At 57.9% G+C, this 16,599-nt stretch carries 17 protein-coding genes; 8 read left to right on the top strand and 9 right to left on the bottom strand.

What is annotated here, in order from left to right; translation table 11 throughout:
• Window positions 1-24 precede the first annotated feature (24 nt).
• From ABJM11_RS09825 to ABJM11_RS09795, 7 genes are all read right to left on the bottom strand, one after another.
• Window positions 25-2,145 (bottom strand): 3-hydroxyacyl-CoA dehydrogenase NAD-binding domain-containing protein, encoded by a 2,121-nt coding sequence (locus tag ABJM11_RS09825; protein WP_348296108.1) that lies wholly within the window; start codon window positions 2,143-2,145, stop codon window positions 25-27.
• 48 nt (window positions 2,146-2,193) lie between these two features.
• A complete protein-coding gene (locus ABJM11_RS09820; protein ID WP_348296109.1) occupies window positions 2,194-3,534 on the bottom strand; it encodes an acetyl-CoA C-acetyltransferase in 1,341 nt (446 codons plus the stop codon).
• A 163-nt stretch (window positions 3,535-3,697) separates the two neighbouring features.
• Complete coding sequence (locus ABJM11_RS09815) at window positions 3,698-4,162, bottom strand: universal stress protein (RefSeq protein ID WP_348296110.1); 465 nt, start codon at window positions 4,160-4,162, stop codon at window positions 3,698-3,700.
• On the bottom strand, window positions 4,134-5,753 hold the full coding sequence (locus tag ABJM11_RS09810) for a BCCT family transporter (protein ID WP_348296111.1): 1,620 nt from the start codon (window positions 5,751-5,753) through the stop codon (window positions 4,134-4,136). The genes ABJM11_RS09815 and ABJM11_RS09810 overlap by 29 nt, the downstream gene beginning before the upstream one ends.
• A 78-nt stretch (window positions 5,754-5,831) precedes the next feature.
• The gene (locus tag ABJM11_RS09805) at window positions 5,832-6,305 is read right to left on the bottom strand and encodes a hypothetical protein (protein ID WP_348296112.1); all 474 of its coding nucleotides are present in this window, start codon (window positions 6,303-6,305) and stop codon (window positions 5,832-5,834) included.
• Between the two features lie 131 nt (window positions 6,306-6,436).
• Window positions 6,437-7,180, bottom strand: a complete 744-nt coding sequence (locus ABJM11_RS09800) for a copper resistance protein B (protein ID WP_348296113.1) — start codon at window positions 7,178-7,180, stop codon at window positions 6,437-6,439.
• Window positions 7,177-7,914, bottom strand: coding sequence for a multicopper oxidase domain-containing protein (locus ABJM11_RS09795; protein ID WP_348296114.1), 738 nt, complete (start codon window positions 7,912-7,914; stop codon window positions 7,177-7,179). The genes ABJM11_RS09800 and ABJM11_RS09795 overlap by 4 nt, the downstream gene beginning before the upstream one ends.
• On the opposite strand from ABJM11_RS09795, the gene ABJM11_RS09790 reads away from it, so the two are divergent.
• The 5 genes from ABJM11_RS09790 to ABJM11_RS09770 all read left to right on the top strand — a co-directional run bounded on the left by ABJM11_RS09790 (window position 7,906) and on the right by ABJM11_RS09770 (window position 11,868).
• Complete coding sequence (locus ABJM11_RS09790) at window positions 7,906-8,661, top strand: response regulator transcription factor (protein ID WP_348296115.1); 756 nt, start codon at window positions 7,906-7,908, stop codon at window positions 8,659-8,661. The genes ABJM11_RS09795 and ABJM11_RS09790 overlap by 9 nt on opposite strands.
• On the top strand, window positions 8,648-9,997 hold the full coding sequence (locus tag ABJM11_RS09785; RefSeq protein WP_348296116.1) for a sensor histidine kinase: 1,350 nt from the start codon (window positions 8,648-8,650) through the stop codon (window positions 9,995-9,997). The genes ABJM11_RS09790 and ABJM11_RS09785 overlap by 14 nt, the downstream gene beginning before the upstream one ends.
• Window positions 9,998-10,003: 6 nt before the next feature.
• The gene (cadR, locus tag ABJM11_RS09780) at window positions 10,004-10,468 is read left to right on the top strand and encodes a Cd(II)/Pb(II)-responsive transcriptional regulator (RefSeq protein WP_348296117.1); all 465 of its coding nucleotides are present in this window, start codon (window positions 10,004-10,006) and stop codon (window positions 10,466-10,468) included.
• A gap of 79 nt (window positions 10,469-10,547) precedes the next feature.
• Window positions 10,548-11,183, top strand: coding sequence for a cation transporter (locus tag ABJM11_RS09775; protein WP_348296118.1), 636 nt, complete (start codon window positions 10,548-10,550; stop codon window positions 11,181-11,183).
• A 121-nt stretch (window positions 11,184-11,304) separates the two neighbouring features.
• The gene (locus ABJM11_RS09770; RefSeq protein ID WP_348296119.1) at window positions 11,305-11,868 is read left to right on the top strand and encodes a ferritin-like domain-containing protein; all 564 of its coding nucleotides are present in this window, start codon (window positions 11,305-11,307) and stop codon (window positions 11,866-11,868) included.
• A 51-nt stretch (window positions 11,869-11,919) separates the two neighbouring features.
• Here ABJM11_RS09770 and ABJM11_RS09765 read toward each other — a convergent pair whose 3' ends face one another.
• Complete coding sequence (locus tag ABJM11_RS09765) at window positions 11,920-12,840, bottom strand: AEC family transporter (protein WP_348296120.1); 921 nt, start codon at window positions 12,838-12,840, stop codon at window positions 11,920-11,922.
• Window positions 12,841-13,041: 201 nt separating this feature from the next.
• Between ABJM11_RS09765 and ABJM11_RS09760 the strand changes: the two genes are divergently transcribed.
• A complete protein-coding gene (locus ABJM11_RS09760; protein WP_348296121.1) occupies window positions 13,042-13,740 on the top strand; it encodes a Crp/Fnr family transcriptional regulator in 699 nt (232 codons plus the stop codon).
• A gap of 73 nt (window positions 13,741-13,813) precedes the next feature.
• On the opposite strand, the gene wrbA is transcribed toward ABJM11_RS09760, so the two are convergent.
• Window positions 13,814-14,413: an NAD(P)H:quinone oxidoreductase gene (gene wrbA, locus ABJM11_RS09755; RefSeq protein WP_348296122.1), complete on the bottom strand. Its 600-nt coding sequence runs from the start codon at window positions 14,411-14,413 to the stop codon at window positions 13,814-13,816.
• Window positions 14,414-14,585: 172 nt separating this feature from the next.
• On the opposite strand from wrbA, the gene ABJM11_RS09750 reads away from it, so the two are divergent.
• Window positions 14,586-15,275, top strand: a complete 690-nt coding sequence (locus ABJM11_RS09750) for a hemolysin III family protein (protein WP_348296123.1) — start codon at window positions 14,586-14,588, stop codon at window positions 15,273-15,275.
• An 84-nt stretch (window positions 15,276-15,359) separates the two neighbouring features.
• Window positions 15,360-16,502, top strand: a complete 1,143-nt coding sequence (locus ABJM11_RS09745) for an NnrS family protein (RefSeq protein WP_348296124.1) — start codon at window positions 15,360-15,362, stop codon at window positions 16,500-16,502.
• Window positions 16,503-16,599 lie beyond the last annotated feature (97 nt).

The following is a 16,599-nucleotide window of genomic DNA, read 5'->3' as shown; positions in this document are numbered from 1 at the left end:
GGAGGCCCGGATCCCGGTTCGACATCATTCATGAGCAGCTCCAAGGTTACGGAGACCTTCATCCGGCCTGAACCGGTCGCCATGGGCATTTGCCAAAGCTTCCAGTGATTCCCGGATGTCATCCATGCCCCGTTCATGGGCGTAATTCATGGGGCCGCCACGGAAAGGGGCAAAGCCGGTACCAAAGATCATTGCGCCGTCCACCAGGGATTCATCCTCGATCACGCCTTCACGCAGGCAGGCAAAGCAGGCATTCAGCATCGGCAGCAGCAACCGGTCGAGGGTGTCGTCCGGGGCTGGCTTTGTCTTGTCCTGCTTGTCCGCCTGGCCTTTCTTCCACTGGTACAGACCTTCACCGGACTTCTTGCCCACCTTGCCGTCTTCAACCTTCTGTTTGAGCCAGTCCGGCGCCGGCGGCAATTTGGTATCCAGGCGGTCACGCAGCATCTCGGCCACGCTCAGACAGATGTCCAGGCCCACCTGGTCGGCCAGCTCTATCGGCCCCATCGGCATGCCGAACGCTTCCGCTACCCGGTCGATGCTTTCTGCGGCAACGCCCTCATCCAGCATGACCATGGCTTCCACCAGGTATGGCGTCAGTGCCCGGTTCACCAGGAAGCCGGGCGCGGTTTCCACCGGTGCCGGGAGCCTGTCAATCTGGCCAACGAAGGCAAGGGCGCGGTCCACCACTTTTTTAGCGGCCTTATCATGGTTAACCACCTCAACCAGTGGCATCAGGGCAACCGGATTAAAGAAATGCAGGCCGACCAGGCGTTTCGGGTCCTTGAGTTTCTCACCCAGGGTTTCCAGGGGAATGCTTGAGGTATTGGTGGCCAGGATAGCGCCCTGTTTCAACCTGGGCTCCACCTCTTCATAGACTTTCTGCTTGAGGTCCACCTTCTCGGGCACCGCCTCAATCACCAGGTCAGCCTGTTCAACGCCCCGGTTCGAGAAATCAGGTGTCAGGCGATCCAGTATATCCCGGCGCTGGGAGTCGGAACGGTGCTTCTTTTCACACAGAGCGGACAGCTTCCCGACCGCATCCGCCAGCTTTTCCGCCTCCATATCAAAGAGGGTGACGTTCAGGCCCTGGAAGGCGCACCAACCGGCGATATCAGCCCCCATCTCACCGGCGCCGACAACGTGCACATACCTGACCGGTTCTGCCCCGGTACGGGTCAGGCCCTTCATTTTTTCGCGCAGGAAGAACACCTTCACCAGATTACGGGAGGTGTCCGTCATCATCAGCCTGGCAAATGAGGCGATTTCTTCCTTGCGCATGGATGGACCAGAATCACCCCCGTACTGCTCCCACAGCTCGATCAGTGCTTCGGGGGCGGGATAATTCTCAGGGGGTGCTTTTTTGGCCGCCTGTGAACGCATCTGCCGGGCTTCCAGCTGGCGCGCCGGCTTTGTTGTAAGCACCCGACCACGCATGCTTTTGCTACTTTGCTCAATGTCGCCGGCAATCGCCGCCGCGATCGCTGCTTCAACGTGACGTTCCTCGAGCACCTGGTCTACCAGCCCCAGTTTCCTGGCCTTGAAATGGGGGACTGTCTTGCCGGTCAGCATCATGGTCATGGCTTCAATGGGGTCCACCAGCCTGGTAAAACGGGCGGTGCCGCCCAGGCCCGGATGCAGACCCAACTGCACTTCGGGGAATCCCAGTTTCGCACCCGGAATGGCAAACCGATAGTCACATGCCAGGGCCAGTTCCAGGCCGCCACCCAGACAGGAACCATGGATGACGGCGATAGTGGGAAACGACAATGCCTCAAACCGGTCGACCACTTCATGGGCCCGGCTGAGCTTTTCAACCACCTCGGATTCCGACTTGAGCTCGGTGAATTCCGAGATATCCGCCCCGAGGCAAAAGCCCGTGGGCTTGGTGGAGCGCAATACCAGCCCCTTGGGCGGCTTGCTCTCAAGTTCGCTGACAATCCTGTCAAGCTCTTCGAGAACCCCGGCCGAGATTACGTTTGCGCCGGCATCTTTTTTGTCAAAAATAAGCCATGCAACTTCATTACTGTCGCGATCAAGGTGCCAGTGCTGCCAGTTTTCTGCCTGTGCAGCGCTATCCGGGTTTTCAAATGGCCCCCGGGCCATTTCACGGGTACTCAGTGCTTCCAGAATATGACCTGTCATTGCTGCCTCCTGAATCCTGTGGCTAAAGCGTACTCGCTGAGAGAGTCGCTATACCGCCTCAATCAGCATGGCTCCGGACTGGCCCCCACCAATACATTCGGTGGCAATGCCCCGCCTCAGGCCCTTGCGGTGCAGAGTGTTCATCAGATGCAGCACAATGCGGTTACCGCTGGTGCCAACCGGATGGCCTATCGCCACCGCGCCGCCATCGACATTCAGCCGTTCGGGATCAAGTCTCCCCATGGGCTTGTCCAGACCCAGGGCCACCCTGCAGAACTCCGGGTCGTTCCAGGCCCTGGTGCAGGCCAGCACCTGCGCCGCAAACGCTTCATTGATTTCCCACAGGTCAATGTCTTCAAGGTCTGCCTTGTGTCGTTGCAGCAGCGCGGTGGAGCTTAGCACCGGGCCAAGCCCCATGATTTTGGGGTCGAGGGCGGCCCACTCACTATCAACCAGGACCGCCTTGGGCTTGAGCCCGTATTTTTTCACCGCCTCCTCGGATGCCAGTATCATCCAGGAGGCTCCGTCAGTGACCTGGGAACTGTTACCGGGCGTCACCTGCCCGAAAGGCGGTTCAAAGGCGGGCTTCAGTTTGGCCAGGGACTCGGTGGAGGTATCGGCGCGGACACCATCATCCTGCGTGAACAACGCTCCTTCCGGCGAGATGGCGGGCTCTACCTCGTCGTCCAGCCAGCCCTTTTCCTGGGCCCGGGCCAGGCGTTGATGGCTTGATACGGCGTACTCATCGGACTCCTGCCGGGAAATGTTGAACTGCTGGGCCAGAACCTCAGCCGTCTGCCCCATACTCAATCCGACAATGGGGTCCGTCAGCCCCTTGGCCAGGCTGATTTCCGGCTTGAAGTCCTTCGGGCTGAACTGGCCTAGCTGGCGGGCATAATCCTGGGGAGAAGAAGCAGCATTGAGCCCCGCCAGCCACTCCACTGCTTCAGTTTGCAGAACCATGGGAGCGTGGCTGAGAGCCTCGGTGCCGCCCGCCAGGATCAGGTCACTGTCACCCTCACGAATGTATTTGTAGGCGGTATCAATGGACTGCATACCGGAACCGCAGTTGATCTGCACGGTAAATGCGGGCATGGCTTCTCCCATCCCCAGCCGCAGGGCGGCGATCCGTGCCGGGTTCATCTCTGAGGGCACCACGTTAACGCAGCCAAGTATGACCTGGTCGTATGCGTCCGCCGGGATCGGCTGGCGCAACAGCAACGGGCGACCACACTGGACCGCGAGGTCCACCGGCGAGAATGGACCAGGGCGCCCCCTGGCCTTGAGAAACGGGGTTCGCGCGCCGTCGACGAGATAGACCCTGCGAGGCTTTGGCTCCCCTTGTGCCTTTGTATTTCCAGTAGTTGCTTTTGAAGTGCTCTGTGTCATTGGGATCTCCCTGTAAGCTGATTTCGAAAGTCAGCAAAACCATCGCACTACTACATACAACCGTGGACTCGATATCGGCTGTTTCAAGTGTAGCCTCCGCTGGACCCATTGGTTAGAAACCAGCACTTCCCCTATAGTTCTTCTCCGTTAATACCCGGGCCGATTATTCGCGGTGTTCTTCACTTTTCTCCAGTTCGGCTTTGTCCATTGACGGCAGAACCAGTACCGCACAGGTCGCATTTACTGCGACATACTCCACGGTTGCCCGTCGCAACGGCCAGTGCCCGCTGCTGCCACGGGAGACCAGTATCATCAGTTCAACGCAGAGCTGTCCGGCCAGGCCCACCAGCTTTTCTCCGGCACTGCCCGCCACCACGTGCAAGGTAGCGCTCCGGTTCAGGGGCAGGTATTTACGCACGAGAAGATCCAGCATTTCCCGAACCTCCGCCTCTTTTCGCTCAGGCGCCTCCTCCGTCACGTGTGGGAAAAACCCGCCACCGCCCGGGCTGAACACACTGGCAAGGTGGAGTTCACCGTCCTCGGCCAGCAGATCCATAGCGGCCTCCAGAGCGCGCTTGCCTTCGCCGTCGTCTTCCGGATCAATGGCGATCAACAGTTTCTGATACATAGTCGTTCTCCTGTGTGGATACGGAAGCGCCCTCCACTTCCGGGAAAGCCCTCCCCTGGACCAGTTCGTTCATGCTGTATCCGCGGTAATCTGCCCGCAGCGCCCTGAACAGCGCTACAGCCATAAAAACCAGCAAAATACAGAAAGGCAGGCCCAGCGACGTAATCACGTTCTGCAGCGCATCCAGCCCGCCCGCCAGCAGCAGGGTTGCAGCAATAACCCCCTGCGCGGCGGCCCAGAAGATCCGCTGGCGCACCAGAGACGGCTGATCGTCCCGCCGGGTCAGCATATCGATCACCAGGGAGGCGGAATCGGATGACGTGGTAAAGAAAATAACGATGATGACCACGCTCAGGGCCGATGCCACGTCTGCAAGCGGGAAGGCTTCGAGAAAGGCAAAAATGGCGACAGAGGGATCCTCTGCCACCTGTTCGGCCAGTGCGATCTGGCCGTTCATCTCCACCTGAATGGCGGATAACCCGAAAATACCAAACCACACCAGCGTAAACGCCGTGGGGGCAAACAGAACACCGGCGACAAACTCGCGGATGGTTCGTCCACGGGAGATCCGGGCAATAAAAATCCCCACATACGGAGCCCAGGAGATGGTCCAGGCCCAGTAGAACAGAGTCCATTGCCGTTGCCAGTCGGTTTCCTTGAAGGTTTGAGTCCAGAAGGCCAGCCAGGGCAAGTCATGGAGGTAATTGCCCACACTCTGGACCATGCCCTCGGCGATGAATACGGTTGGCCCCACGACAAGCACGAAGCCGAGCAGAATCATGGCCAGCACGATATTGAGCTGGGACAGCCGGCGCACTCCCTTGTCCAGCCCGAGAGCCACTGAAGTGGCAGCAATACTGGTAATCGTCGCAATCAGGAGAACCTGGACAAGGCCGTTGGAAGGTGTGCCGAACAGATAGCTCAGGCCACTGTTCAACTGCAGAGTCCCCAGCCCCAGCGAGGTCGCCACACCAAACAGGGTTCCCAGCACGGCGATGACATCGACCGCCCAACCCCAGGGCCCGAACGCCCGTTCTCCCAGAATCGGATAGAACAGACTGCTGATACGCATGGGCAGATTGTGACGGTAGGCAAAGTAGCCAATGGCAAGCCCTGGCAGTGCAAAAATGGTCCAGGTATGCAGGCCGAAGTGGTAGAGCGCTACCGTCATGGCATCGCTGGCTGCACGTTCAGAACCCGGTTGCACGCCCTCAAAGGGCGGATTGGCGAAGTGGGAAACCGGTTCCGCCACACCCCAGAACATCAGGATGGTACCGATGCCGGCGGCAAACAGCATGGTAAACCAGGTCAGGTTGGAATAGTCCGGCCGGCTGTCGTCTGCTCCCAGGCGGATATTGCCGTATCGGCTGACGGCCAGGCCAAGCAGGAACACCAGCAGAGAGGTAACGGCGAGAATATAAAACCAGCCGAGGTTGCGGGCTACCCAGCCAGTGAGTAGCCCGAAACTCCTGGCCACCACCTGGTCAAAAGGAACCGCCAGAGCGACAAACAGCGCCGCCACCCCGGCGGAGGTGAAAAACACCCCCGGGATAGTCTGCAGTCCCAATCGGCGTTGCAGCCGTTCCAGCACATGAGCCTCCGCTTCTTCAGAAAAGATCCACGAAAGGCCTTAAGCTACCACACGCAACAAACGGGTGTGGGACAGAGATCAATTCCGGTTCAGTTGCCGCTGGTGTTCCAGCATCTGTTCCATCATAAGCTGCATCTGATTCATGCGATTTTCCATCATGTTCAGACGCTGCCCGTTGTCCATCCCTGCTCCACCGGAGCGGTTGCCCTGCGAGTTACCACCCTGCTTTTTACCCTGGTTGTTCATCATGCCCTGGCCATCACCCATCATTCCCTGGCCCTGGCCCATCATGCCGCCACGCATCATACCCATGTGCTCGTGCATGGCTTCCATGTGTTTTTCGCGGAGACGCTGGCGCTCAGTCTCTGATGTTGCGCTTCGCATTTCCTGCATCATGGACTGCATCTGCGACATATTCTCATGCATTTGCTGCATCTGTTCCTGGTTCATCATGCCGCCATGGGACATTTGCTGGGAATTCCCCTGGGCAAAGACTAAAGCTGGCGCTGCCACGAGTACGGAACACGCGATTAAACGACGAAATCTGTTCATGAGATCCTCCTTAATAACTGCGCCTGACAGTTTTATATTCAGTAAAGACCATGAAGCTGAATCGAGGCTGAGAGAACCTCAAAGTCAGGTAAGAAATCGAGTCAAACTTGACCTGAATCATCAAGCGCGAGTCAAAACATCATCCGTGCCCCTAGCACTGCAAACCAGTCTTCGGTACTGCCACCTGAATCCCGCGCGAGATCGGCCGTGTCTCCATACTTACGCTCATGAACGACCCCCACATAGGGGGCGAAGGAACGGTCAAGCAAGTCGTAACTCAGCCTCAGGCCCACTTCGGTGGAATTGAGCCCCTTGCCCACGCCGATTGCCCGATCTTCCGAGAACGCCACGAGACTCTCAAACGAAGCTGACATAATCCAGAAGTTGGTGACCAACAGCTCGTATTCCGCCTCAAAGTCTACCGACGCGTCGCCTTCATCACTGACATAAAGGTTGGTGTCCACCTCGAACCAGTACGGTGCCAGTCCAGTGAGCCCGAGCACGCCATAGACCCGGTCCGGCCCCTCGGGAGTGTCAATGCGGACACCCGCCTTGGCATCCCAGAAGTCGTCCACTGGAGTCTGGGCAACAAACTGGTTTTCAAGGGTTTCCCACGCGTTGTGGGCTTCTTCCCACTCGCCCTCAAACAGCCAGCGGAACTTGAGCTCATCGGTGCCGTAATAGGCGTCACCCTCAATAACCGCCAGTTCCTCGTCTGAATCACTGTAACGGTACTCAAATTTTTCGGCAGACACGCCCCAGAAGGTCTTGGCTGTCTGGGTTTTCTTGGCAGGATCTTCCTGAGCGACAGCGGGGTTTGCCAGTGCAGCCACCGCCAGGGACAGACCACACATGGATACAGCCAGACGATTCATGATTCACCCCCCTGGTTCCCGCTTTGCTTGCCTTCAGCCACAGCACTATCCGGGCCACCCTCAACCACGATCTTGCGGAACATGCCGGAGGCCGCGTGATAAGACAGATGACAGTGGAAAGCCCACTCACCCGGCGCATCCACTTCCGTTTCCATATACACCGTAGTGGCAGGCGCCACGCTGATGACGTGCTTCAGGGGATTCCACTTGCCTTCGCCCACGTCGAGAATCGACCACATACCGTGCAGGTGCATCGGGTGGGTCATCATGGTCTCGTTGACGAATTTGAAGCGGACCCGCTCGCCGTATTGCAGCACGATGGGGTCGGCATCCTCGTACTTGGTGCCGTTGATGCTCCACTCGTAACGCTCCATGTTGCCGGTAAGGCGGAGCTCAATTTCCCGGGTGGGCTCTCTGTCTTCGTACAGCGGGTTCTGGGCTTTCAGGTCCGCGTAGGAGAGGAATTTACCGCCATTGCTCGCCGTAGGCATCAGCCCGCTGCCCTTGGCATAGAAGGGGTCTTCCGGAAGGGTTTCTCCTTCACCCTGGCCCATACTGCCATGGCCCATGGCGCTGTGATCCATCTTGGCATTGCCGCCCATGTCACTGTGATCCATGCCGGCCATGTCGTCACTCTTCATGTCACTGTGGTCCATGCCAGCCATGTCGTGACTGTTCATGTCCTTGTGATTCATCCCACCCATGTCATCGTGGTCCATGTTGCCATGATCCATTCCGCCATGGTCCATATGCCCGGCCATGTCGGCCATGGTCAGCAACGGGGCCTCACGCAATTCGGGCACTTTCGCAGTCATTCCTTTTTCTGGCGCCAGGGTGCCCCGGGCAAAACCGGAACGCCCCATGGATTCAGCGAAGATGGTGTAGGCTTTTCCGTCGATGAGGCTGGCACCGCAAAGCAGGCCGAGCATCTTGGCAAACAGGAAGACTACCGGGCTGTGGTACTGGACCTGGGACTACCTGATGGAAACGGCCTGGATGTTCTCAAAAGCTGGCGGGCGGACAAACTGGCGATGCCGGTGCTTATCCTGACCGCCCGGGGCGACTGGCAGGACAAGGTGAATGGCCTCAAGGCCGGGGCGGACGATTACCTGGCCAAGCCCTTCCAGACCGAGGAACTGCTGGCACGGCTGAATGCCCTGATTCGCCGCAGTGAAGGCCGGGTAGAGGCAAAGCTGAGCGCCGGTGGCTTCGAGCTGGATGAACACCGCCAATGCCTGCATACACCGGATGGCCAGGAGCACTCGCTGACGGGCACCGAGTTTCGCCTGCTGCGTTGCCTGATGAGCCGTCCGGGGCAACTGTTCTCCAAGGAGCAATTGCTGGAGCAGCTCTACAACCTCAACGACAGCCCCAGTGACAACACCATTGAGGCCTACGTGCGCCGGCTGCGAAAAATCACCGGAGCGGAAGCCATCACCACCCGTCGCGGCCAGGGATATATTTTCAATGCATCGGATTGATCCCCGGCGCTCTATCCGCAGAAGCCTGCTCACCTTGCTGCTGCCAGCCGCCATTGCGCTGATGGTTGCGGCCTGGATTGTCCATGGATTGTTGCTCGAGCGTATGGCCCGGGATTTTGTTGAAGACCGGTTGCAGGATGAAGTTTCCTTCCTGGAGCACCAGCTGCGGCAATCCGGCCCGCAGGAAATTCGCGACATTGCCGAAGGGGACTATTTCGAGGAAGTCTTCCACCATGCATTTGCCCTGCGCGCAGGCAGCCAGATTCACAGCTCTCCCGCTCAATGGTCGACGGTTCTCGAGCCGCTTCTCATCGAGGAAGACACCGGCCTGGTCCGCAAAACCACTCCTGGATCCAATGCCTCCATTGCTGATTTTCTGGCGTACCGCAAAGCCTTTTCACTCAATGGTGAAACCGTGGTGATCGTAGTGGCCGAGGACCTTAGCCACCTGCAGCAAAGTCAGCAGGAGCTGCACCTTTGGACGGCCGTGGTTTCCGCCATCCTGCTGGCACTGCTGATACTCGCAATTTGGCTCGCAATCCGGCTGTCCCTGAGCTCCGTTAACCGCATTCAACATGGCCTGACTTCCCTGCAAACCGGCGCCACCAACCGGCTGGATGTTGACGCACCTGCGGAGTTTCAGCCGCTGACCAGCCAGCTGAACCAGCTACTGGACACCCTGGATCAGCGACTTTCCCGGTCCCGGGACGCGCTGGCCAACCTCTCTCACAGTGTGAAAACACCGGTATCCGCCATTCGGCAGGTACTTGAGGACGATACCCGTGCCCTGGATCCGGGGATGCGACAACAGCTGGCCCAACGGCTATCCGACATTGACCGTCAGCTGGAAAGTGAAATGCGCCGCAGCCGCTTCGCTGGGCCCCAGGCAGGCAAGGCGGCAAAGCCCGTCAGCCAGGCCCGTGACCTCCTGTGGATGCTGGGCCGACTTTACCCCGACAAGAACTTCGAACTGGAAACCGAACTGGGCCCTGAAACGCGCTGGCCGATCGAAGAGCATGACCTGAACGAGATTCTGGGCAACCTCGTGGATAATGCAGGCAAATGGGCGAGGAAAAGTGCCGAGTTATCTCTGAATGAGAGCTCAAATCAGTTGATCATTACCGTGGAAGACGACGGGCCTGGCGCCAGGCCCGATGCACTTCAGACATTGGGTACCCGCGGCGTACGGCTGGATGAGCAGACACCCGGACACGGGCTCGGACTGGCTATCGTCAGGGAAATCACAGAGCGTTATGGTGGTAGTCTGTCATTCAGTATCGGAACCAGGGGCGGGCTCAGGGCCAGCGTCTCAATGCCCAAAGAGCGACAGGGGTAATCGGCTATGAAAATCGGTGAAATCTCGAAAGCGACTGGCGTTCCGGTGGAAACCATTCGCTACTACGAGAAAATTGGCCTGGTGCCGGAGCCAAAGCGGGAGGCCAGCGGCTACAGACAATACCGGCAAACCCATCTTGACCGGCTGCTGTTCATCAAACGTTGCCGGAACCTGGACATGGCTCAGGATGAAATCCGCGAACTGCTCCGGCTGGCCGACCATCCGGATGCAGACTGCAGCGAGGTGGATGCGCTTCTGGCTCGTCACCTGCGCCATGTGCGGGAGCGCCTGAAGGAACTGACAAGCCTCGAAGACACACTCGAGCAGCTTCAGAGAGCCTGTTCTGAGGGTCGCACTGTCAGTGAGTGCGGCATACTCGGAGGGTTGACGTCGAAGCCTGCGATCAACAACACCACAGGGAATAACAACCACGTTCCGGGCACTCATCACCACACTCCGGGATCGCGCTGAAGCGTTTCCACAGCACACCTGTTGACTCTGTAGTAGCTACAGGGTTTTAAATGGCCTTATTCAGATACAGGAGGTCATCATGGCGTGTAGCTGCTCCGCCCCCGAAACCAAATCACCCGCTCCGGGCTTTCGCAAAGCCCTGTGGATTGCTCTCTCGGTCAACCTGGCCATGTTCCTGGTGGAGGGCTACGCGAGCCTCCAGTCCGGCTCGGTGTCGTTGCTCGCGGACGCTATCGACTTCTTCGGGGACAGTGCCAACTACCTGCTCTCGCTGTCCGTACTTTCCATGGGTATGGTCTGGCGAGGCCGCGCCGCCATGGTGAAAGGCATAACCATGACGGTATTCGGCCTGGCGGTGCTAGGCCGTGCCATCTGGGTAATGCAGAACGATATAACGCCGGAACCTCTGACCATGGGAGCTGTCGGGCTATTGGCCCTGGTTGCCAATATGAGCGTTGCCATCATGCTGTTCAGGTTCCGGGAAGGCGATTCCGATATGCGCTCGGTATGGCTGTGCAGCCGCAATGATGCCATTGGCAATATTGCGGTCATGGTCGCCGCACTGGGGGTGTTCGGCACTGGCACAGCCTGGCCCGACCTTATTGTTGCGGCGATTATGGGTAGCCTGGCGATCACCGCTGGCATCAGTGTGGTACGCCATGCCCGTAGCGATATTGCCCAGGGAAAAGTAGCGGAAGCGGTTAATGCCGGCTGATCCAGGCCGCCGTCCACGCTGGCCTGTCGGCAGTATCCACAATGCACGGCTCCTGATCGAATGCTAAGGTTGTTTCGTACCGAACACAGCAGTATCCGCCAACTCTCAGAAGGAGCTGTATATGAGTACATCCAAGAACACCTCAGCCAGCGATAAGCAACCGTTTCTGTCCGACATCAAGAAAATCCGCGAACGCGCCCGCGCAAACATGCGTGACGGCGCCATCACCGATGGCTACGCGGCTGACCGGGAAACCGTGATCAGGATTCTCAACGAGGCACTCGCTACCGAGATCGTCTGCGTGCTGCGCTACAAGCACCACTACTACGCCGCCGACGGGCTGAACGCGGAAGCCGTGGCGCAGGAGTTTCTTGAACACGCTCAGCAGGAACAGGAGCACGCTGACCAGATTGCCGAGCGTATTGCCCAGCTGGGAGGCAACCCGAACTTTTCACCAGACAGCCTGACGGCTCGCAGCCACTCGGAGTATGTTGAAGGCGACACCCTCAAGGAGATGATCGAAGAGGATCTTGTGGCGGAGCGTATCGCCATCGACAGCTATCGCGAGATTATCCAATACTTGGGCGATGATGACCCGACAACACGCCGGTTAATGGAAGAGATCCTCGCCGTTGAAGAGGAGCACGCCGACGATATGGCCGGCCTGCTGCAGGATTACGACTGAGCGCCGGCGTCACAGAGCTGGGCTTTTCAGCAACGATTCCCTGACGTTCTGTCAGGGAATAACCAGCGCCACCATCACCGGAATAAAGGCGAGCGCGAACAGGGTGCTCAGCAAGGCAGTACCTGCGGCCTGTTTCGGGGCTGTATCCAGCAGGGTGGCAATTACCACTGTATTGGCCGCAATAGGGGTTATGGAAATCAGGAAAATCGCCTGGTAAACGGCAAGGTTATAGAGGCCGACTATGCTGGCATCCAGCCACCAGAATGCCAGGGCCACCAGTGGCCAGGACACGAACTTGCCAAAGAAGGCCAGGCCGGTGAAGCGAAGATTTCCCGCCAACCCGCGAAAACTGAGTATACCCATTCCAATGATCATCATGCCCAGAATGCTGTATGCCCCACGAAGGTTGTCGAACAGGGGTATGAATACATCCGGAATGGAGAAGCCCGCGAGGTTCAGCATTACCGCCAGCACAAACGCGTATACCGACGGCAGACGTGCGACTCGCACCAGAGCATCTTTCAGGCTGTAACGCCCCCTGGCAGCCAGGTAAAAACCCACGGAATTTTCGAACAGTGTTGTGCCCAACATGCACACAATATAGAGCGCCAGACCCTCGTGACCGAATAACAACAGGGCCACCGGTATGCCGAAGTAGCCGGTATTCCCCGTTCCCACCGACAATGGAATGATACTGGCACTCTCGTCGGTGATGAACCGTCTGGCGATCCCCAGATGCGCAAAAGCGATCGCGCAACAGATGGCGAAGGTCAGAAACGGCAACAGGATCACTTCCGCGGACAAAGGGGCAGCCATGACACCGGAAAACACCACCGATGGCGTCATGATGTAAAGCATAAGGCCGGCAATATGTTTGCCACTTACATCAAGGTAGCGCCTGGCAACCCAGCCCAGAGTTACCGTTACATACAGTGGGATCAACTTCAGAAAAAGAGCAAAGGCAGCGACCATCGGCACTCCGGTCAGGCGGGGAATTTATGGGCAGAGAGTAGCTGGAGTTTATCACTTAATTCCATGCATGCCGCTGAAGACGGGCGGTTAAAGTCATCAGGCTAAATCGACTCAGTGAAAAAGGCTTAATGATTTAAGTCATTTCAAAAGATGTTTTTCTGATACCATAATTGTCCTGACACTCATAACAGGGTCAACGCCATGAACAGCATCTTCAGGCCAACGGTATCCTCGGCACCTTGCATGCTGGGAGAGAACAACCCGGACATTATCCAGCAAGAGGCCGCGCCAGAGTCGACCGCCCTTCTTAATGGCCTGAGCCGGATTTTCGGTATTCGCCTGGCAGGGCATGAAAACGAACCGGACGCACGGTTCCTGGCAGATCTCGCCCGCCTGTTCCACCAGCGCAGGGTGGATGCCGAAACCACCCTGGAGAAACACGATAAACCCTGGGCGAACGTTTACCTGATTCAGTACGGCATCATGCGCCTGTTCCGGGAAGCACCCAGCGGCAAGGTTTCCGTGCACCATTTCTTCTCGGAGGGCGACATGGTCTGGCCGGTCTTTGGCCGCAGCCGCACCGTGCGAAACACCCTCTGCATGACCAGCGTAACCCCGGCCACGGCCTGGGTGGCTGATTTTTCTGCCTTCCGTTCCGCGATCCAATCTCACGGGGAAGGGCTATGGCCGCGTTTCGCGCTGGTGCTGACCGAGGAAATGGCGGAACTGACCAGTATGAGAGAGTTCCGGAAACACACCATGTCCGCCCGCGAACGATACCAGTTGCTGCTGGAAGAATATCCGGAGCTGGTCAAACGGGTGCCCGACAATCAGCTGGCTTCCTGGCTGGGCGTGGTGCCGGCCACCTTCTCCCGGCTCAAAACCGGCGCCTCGAAATAACACACGAAAAAGGGCAGCAAACTCTCGCCTGCTGCCCTGAAGATCGCTCAACGCTTGGTCACTCATGTGGCTATCAACCGAACAGCTTCACCGCCAGTTCTGCCACGTGCTTGCCCTGATAGCGGGCAATGTTCAGCTCCTTTTCACTGGGCTGGCGTGAGCCGTCGCCTCCGGCAATGGTAGAGGCCCCGTAAGGTGTGCCACCGTTCATCTCCGACACATCGAAGAAATCAGGAATACCGTACCCGAGCGGCACGATAACCATGCCGTGGTGAGCCAGTGTGGTCCAGAATGAACTGATGGTGTGTTCCTGGCCGCCACCCGTTCCGGTCGAGGTGAACACACTGGCAAGTTTGCCGTGGAGTTTACCATCGGCCCAAAGGCCGCCGGTCTGGTCCAGGAAAGTGCGCATCTGGCCAGACATGTTGCCGAACCTTGTCGGCGTTCCGAAGATAACGGCGTCGTACTCCGGTAATTCCTTGGGGTTCGCTATATCTGCCATCTGGTCGGTTTTTCCGCCAGCGCCCTGGAAAGCCTCGTCGGACATGGTTTCAGGAACACGCTTGACCGTCACCTCGGCGCCGGCGACACCCTTTGCGCCCTCGGCGACTGTACTGGCCATGGTCTCGATGTGACCGTACATGGAGTAATAAAGAACAAGTACCTTTGCCATCGTATAGAGCCTCCTGCTGGTTGCGTTTGATTGATGTGCTAAGCCTACTCCCAGGGCAGAGATCGAAAAACCGGAAGATTTCATTCGGCTTGTTCAGAATTTCTGATCATTCTCACGAAGAGGTCACACTTCCAGGATTGCGTACAGGTGTACGCTGAAGTACCGTAGCGACATGAGCAAACTGGAAAAATCCTCGATGAAAGTGACCGATACCACCATGGAATCCCCCCACTACCGCATTGAAGAATGGCTGAACAGTGCCACCCACGGGCTGGGAGCGGTGCTCAGCGTCATCGGCACTGTTGTCCTGATTGTTGCGGCCAGTCAGTTGGGGGATGCGTGGAAGGTTGTCAGCTTCAGCATTTTCGGCGCGTCACTGATCCTGCTCTACCTGGCGTCCGCGCTTTACCATGGCGCCCGCCACCCGCGCCTACGGGCGCTCTTCAAAACCCTGGATCATTGCGCGATATTCCTGCTGATTGCAGGCACCTACACACCCTTCCTGTTAGTCAACATGCGTGGCACTACCGGTTGGACGCTGTTCGCCATCATCTGGTCCCTGGCCGTCTCCGGGGTAGTACTCAAGCTCATCTTCAGGAACCGCTTCAAGCTCGCCCGGGTGGGCATCTACATTGCCATGGGGTGGCTGATTACCTTTGCATCATCCGACCTGGTCGCCAATCTGAGCGAGACCGCACTCCACCTCACCATCGCCGGCGGCGTGGTTTATACCGCCGGCGTGATTTTTTACCTGGCTGACCGCTTTCCCTACATGCATGCAGTGTGGCACCTGTTTGTCATCGGCGGCAGTGCGCTTCACTTCAGTGCCATCTATTACGGCGTGCTTCCCTACACTGTCTGATTCCGGCAGCAATCTGCGCGAGGCAGAACCACCGCACTGGCTGCTGTTATAGTGTCCACACATAAACCAATTGACTGACCTCCAATGCCCTGGCAAAAAACCGTTCATGCATTCATTTATTTTTTCCCGGCGGCCGCACTCTACGCAGCGGCAATCGTACCTCTTACCTTACTGGTCTCCTTTGGTAAGACCGGGTGGTTTCCGGGAGCGGCGGGCACGGGGCACGGGCATGAGCTGATTTTCGGGTTTGTGCTTGCCCTGATGGCCGGATATACCCTTGGTCCCCAACCCAGGCGGAAATTGCTCGGCCTTCTGGCGCTCTGGCTTCTGGCCCGCCTGTTGTGGTTAATGGCCCCGGATTTCTTGCTCAGCCAGCTAGCCAGCCCCGCATTTGCACTGATACTGGCCTGGCTGGTTGTTCCCCGGTTCAATGCTGCCAAAAAGTGGCGAAACCGCATCACCGGCCCTTTGATACTGATGATCTGCCTGATCCCGCTGGCCTGGCTTATCCTTACCCAGCTTGCTCCACACCTGCCCCTGCAGGTACCGATTCAGCAAACTGAGCTGATGCACTTCGGTATTCTGGCACTGTTACTGCTGATGACGTTCATGGGAGGACGGCTGATAGCACCGGCCGCCGCCGGCACACTGGAAAAAAAGGGAATTCCCCTGGAAGCAAGGGTACAACCGCGTATTGAGGCCGCACTCATCGTGCTGCTTCTGATATCGGCTGTGCTCTATCTGCATCCTGGCACCCGGCCCGGTGCCGCGATCATGCTGATGTTTGCGGCCATCCTGTTAGCCATTCGCTGCTTGCGATGGCAATTGTGGCGCTGCCCGGAACGCCCGGATCTGCTTTGCCTCGGTTTCGGTTACCTGTGGCTAGCGATCGGGGCAGCTGCCGTTTCCTGGCACCTCTTACAAGGACGCCCACCTGCCGCTTCCCTGCATCTGATAACGATTGGTGCACTGGGCACACTGTCATCGGGGATCATGTTGCGGCTGCTTTTCCAGCGCTATCAGCGAACCCCACCTCCGGCGTGGGCATGCCTTCTGTTGGTTACCCTGTTTGCCATAGCTGCAGTGCTGAGGTTTGCCTCGGGCGCCGCCCCTTTCGGTCACCCTGTACAACTGTGGCTCTCAGGGCTTGGCTGGTCAGCTGCCTATATACTGGTCGCTGTGATGTTCTGGCGCCACCCGCTCACAAATCGCAGCCCGAACCGCTGAGATATGATGGGCTACCTCTCCTGAGCTTAGTGGCACGCTTGTCTATCACCTCCGAGGTATTATCCGCAACGTACTGTTTAATAGATATTTTTTTGGC

It is taken from the genome of Marinobacter sp. (genome assembly GCF_039977835.1).
Taxonomy (GTDB): Bacteria; Pseudomonadota; Gammaproteobacteria; order Pseudomonadales; family Oleiphilaceae; genus Marinobacter.
Note: the sequence above shows the minus strand (reverse complement) of the source record. Positions and strands in the feature narration are given on the sequence as shown.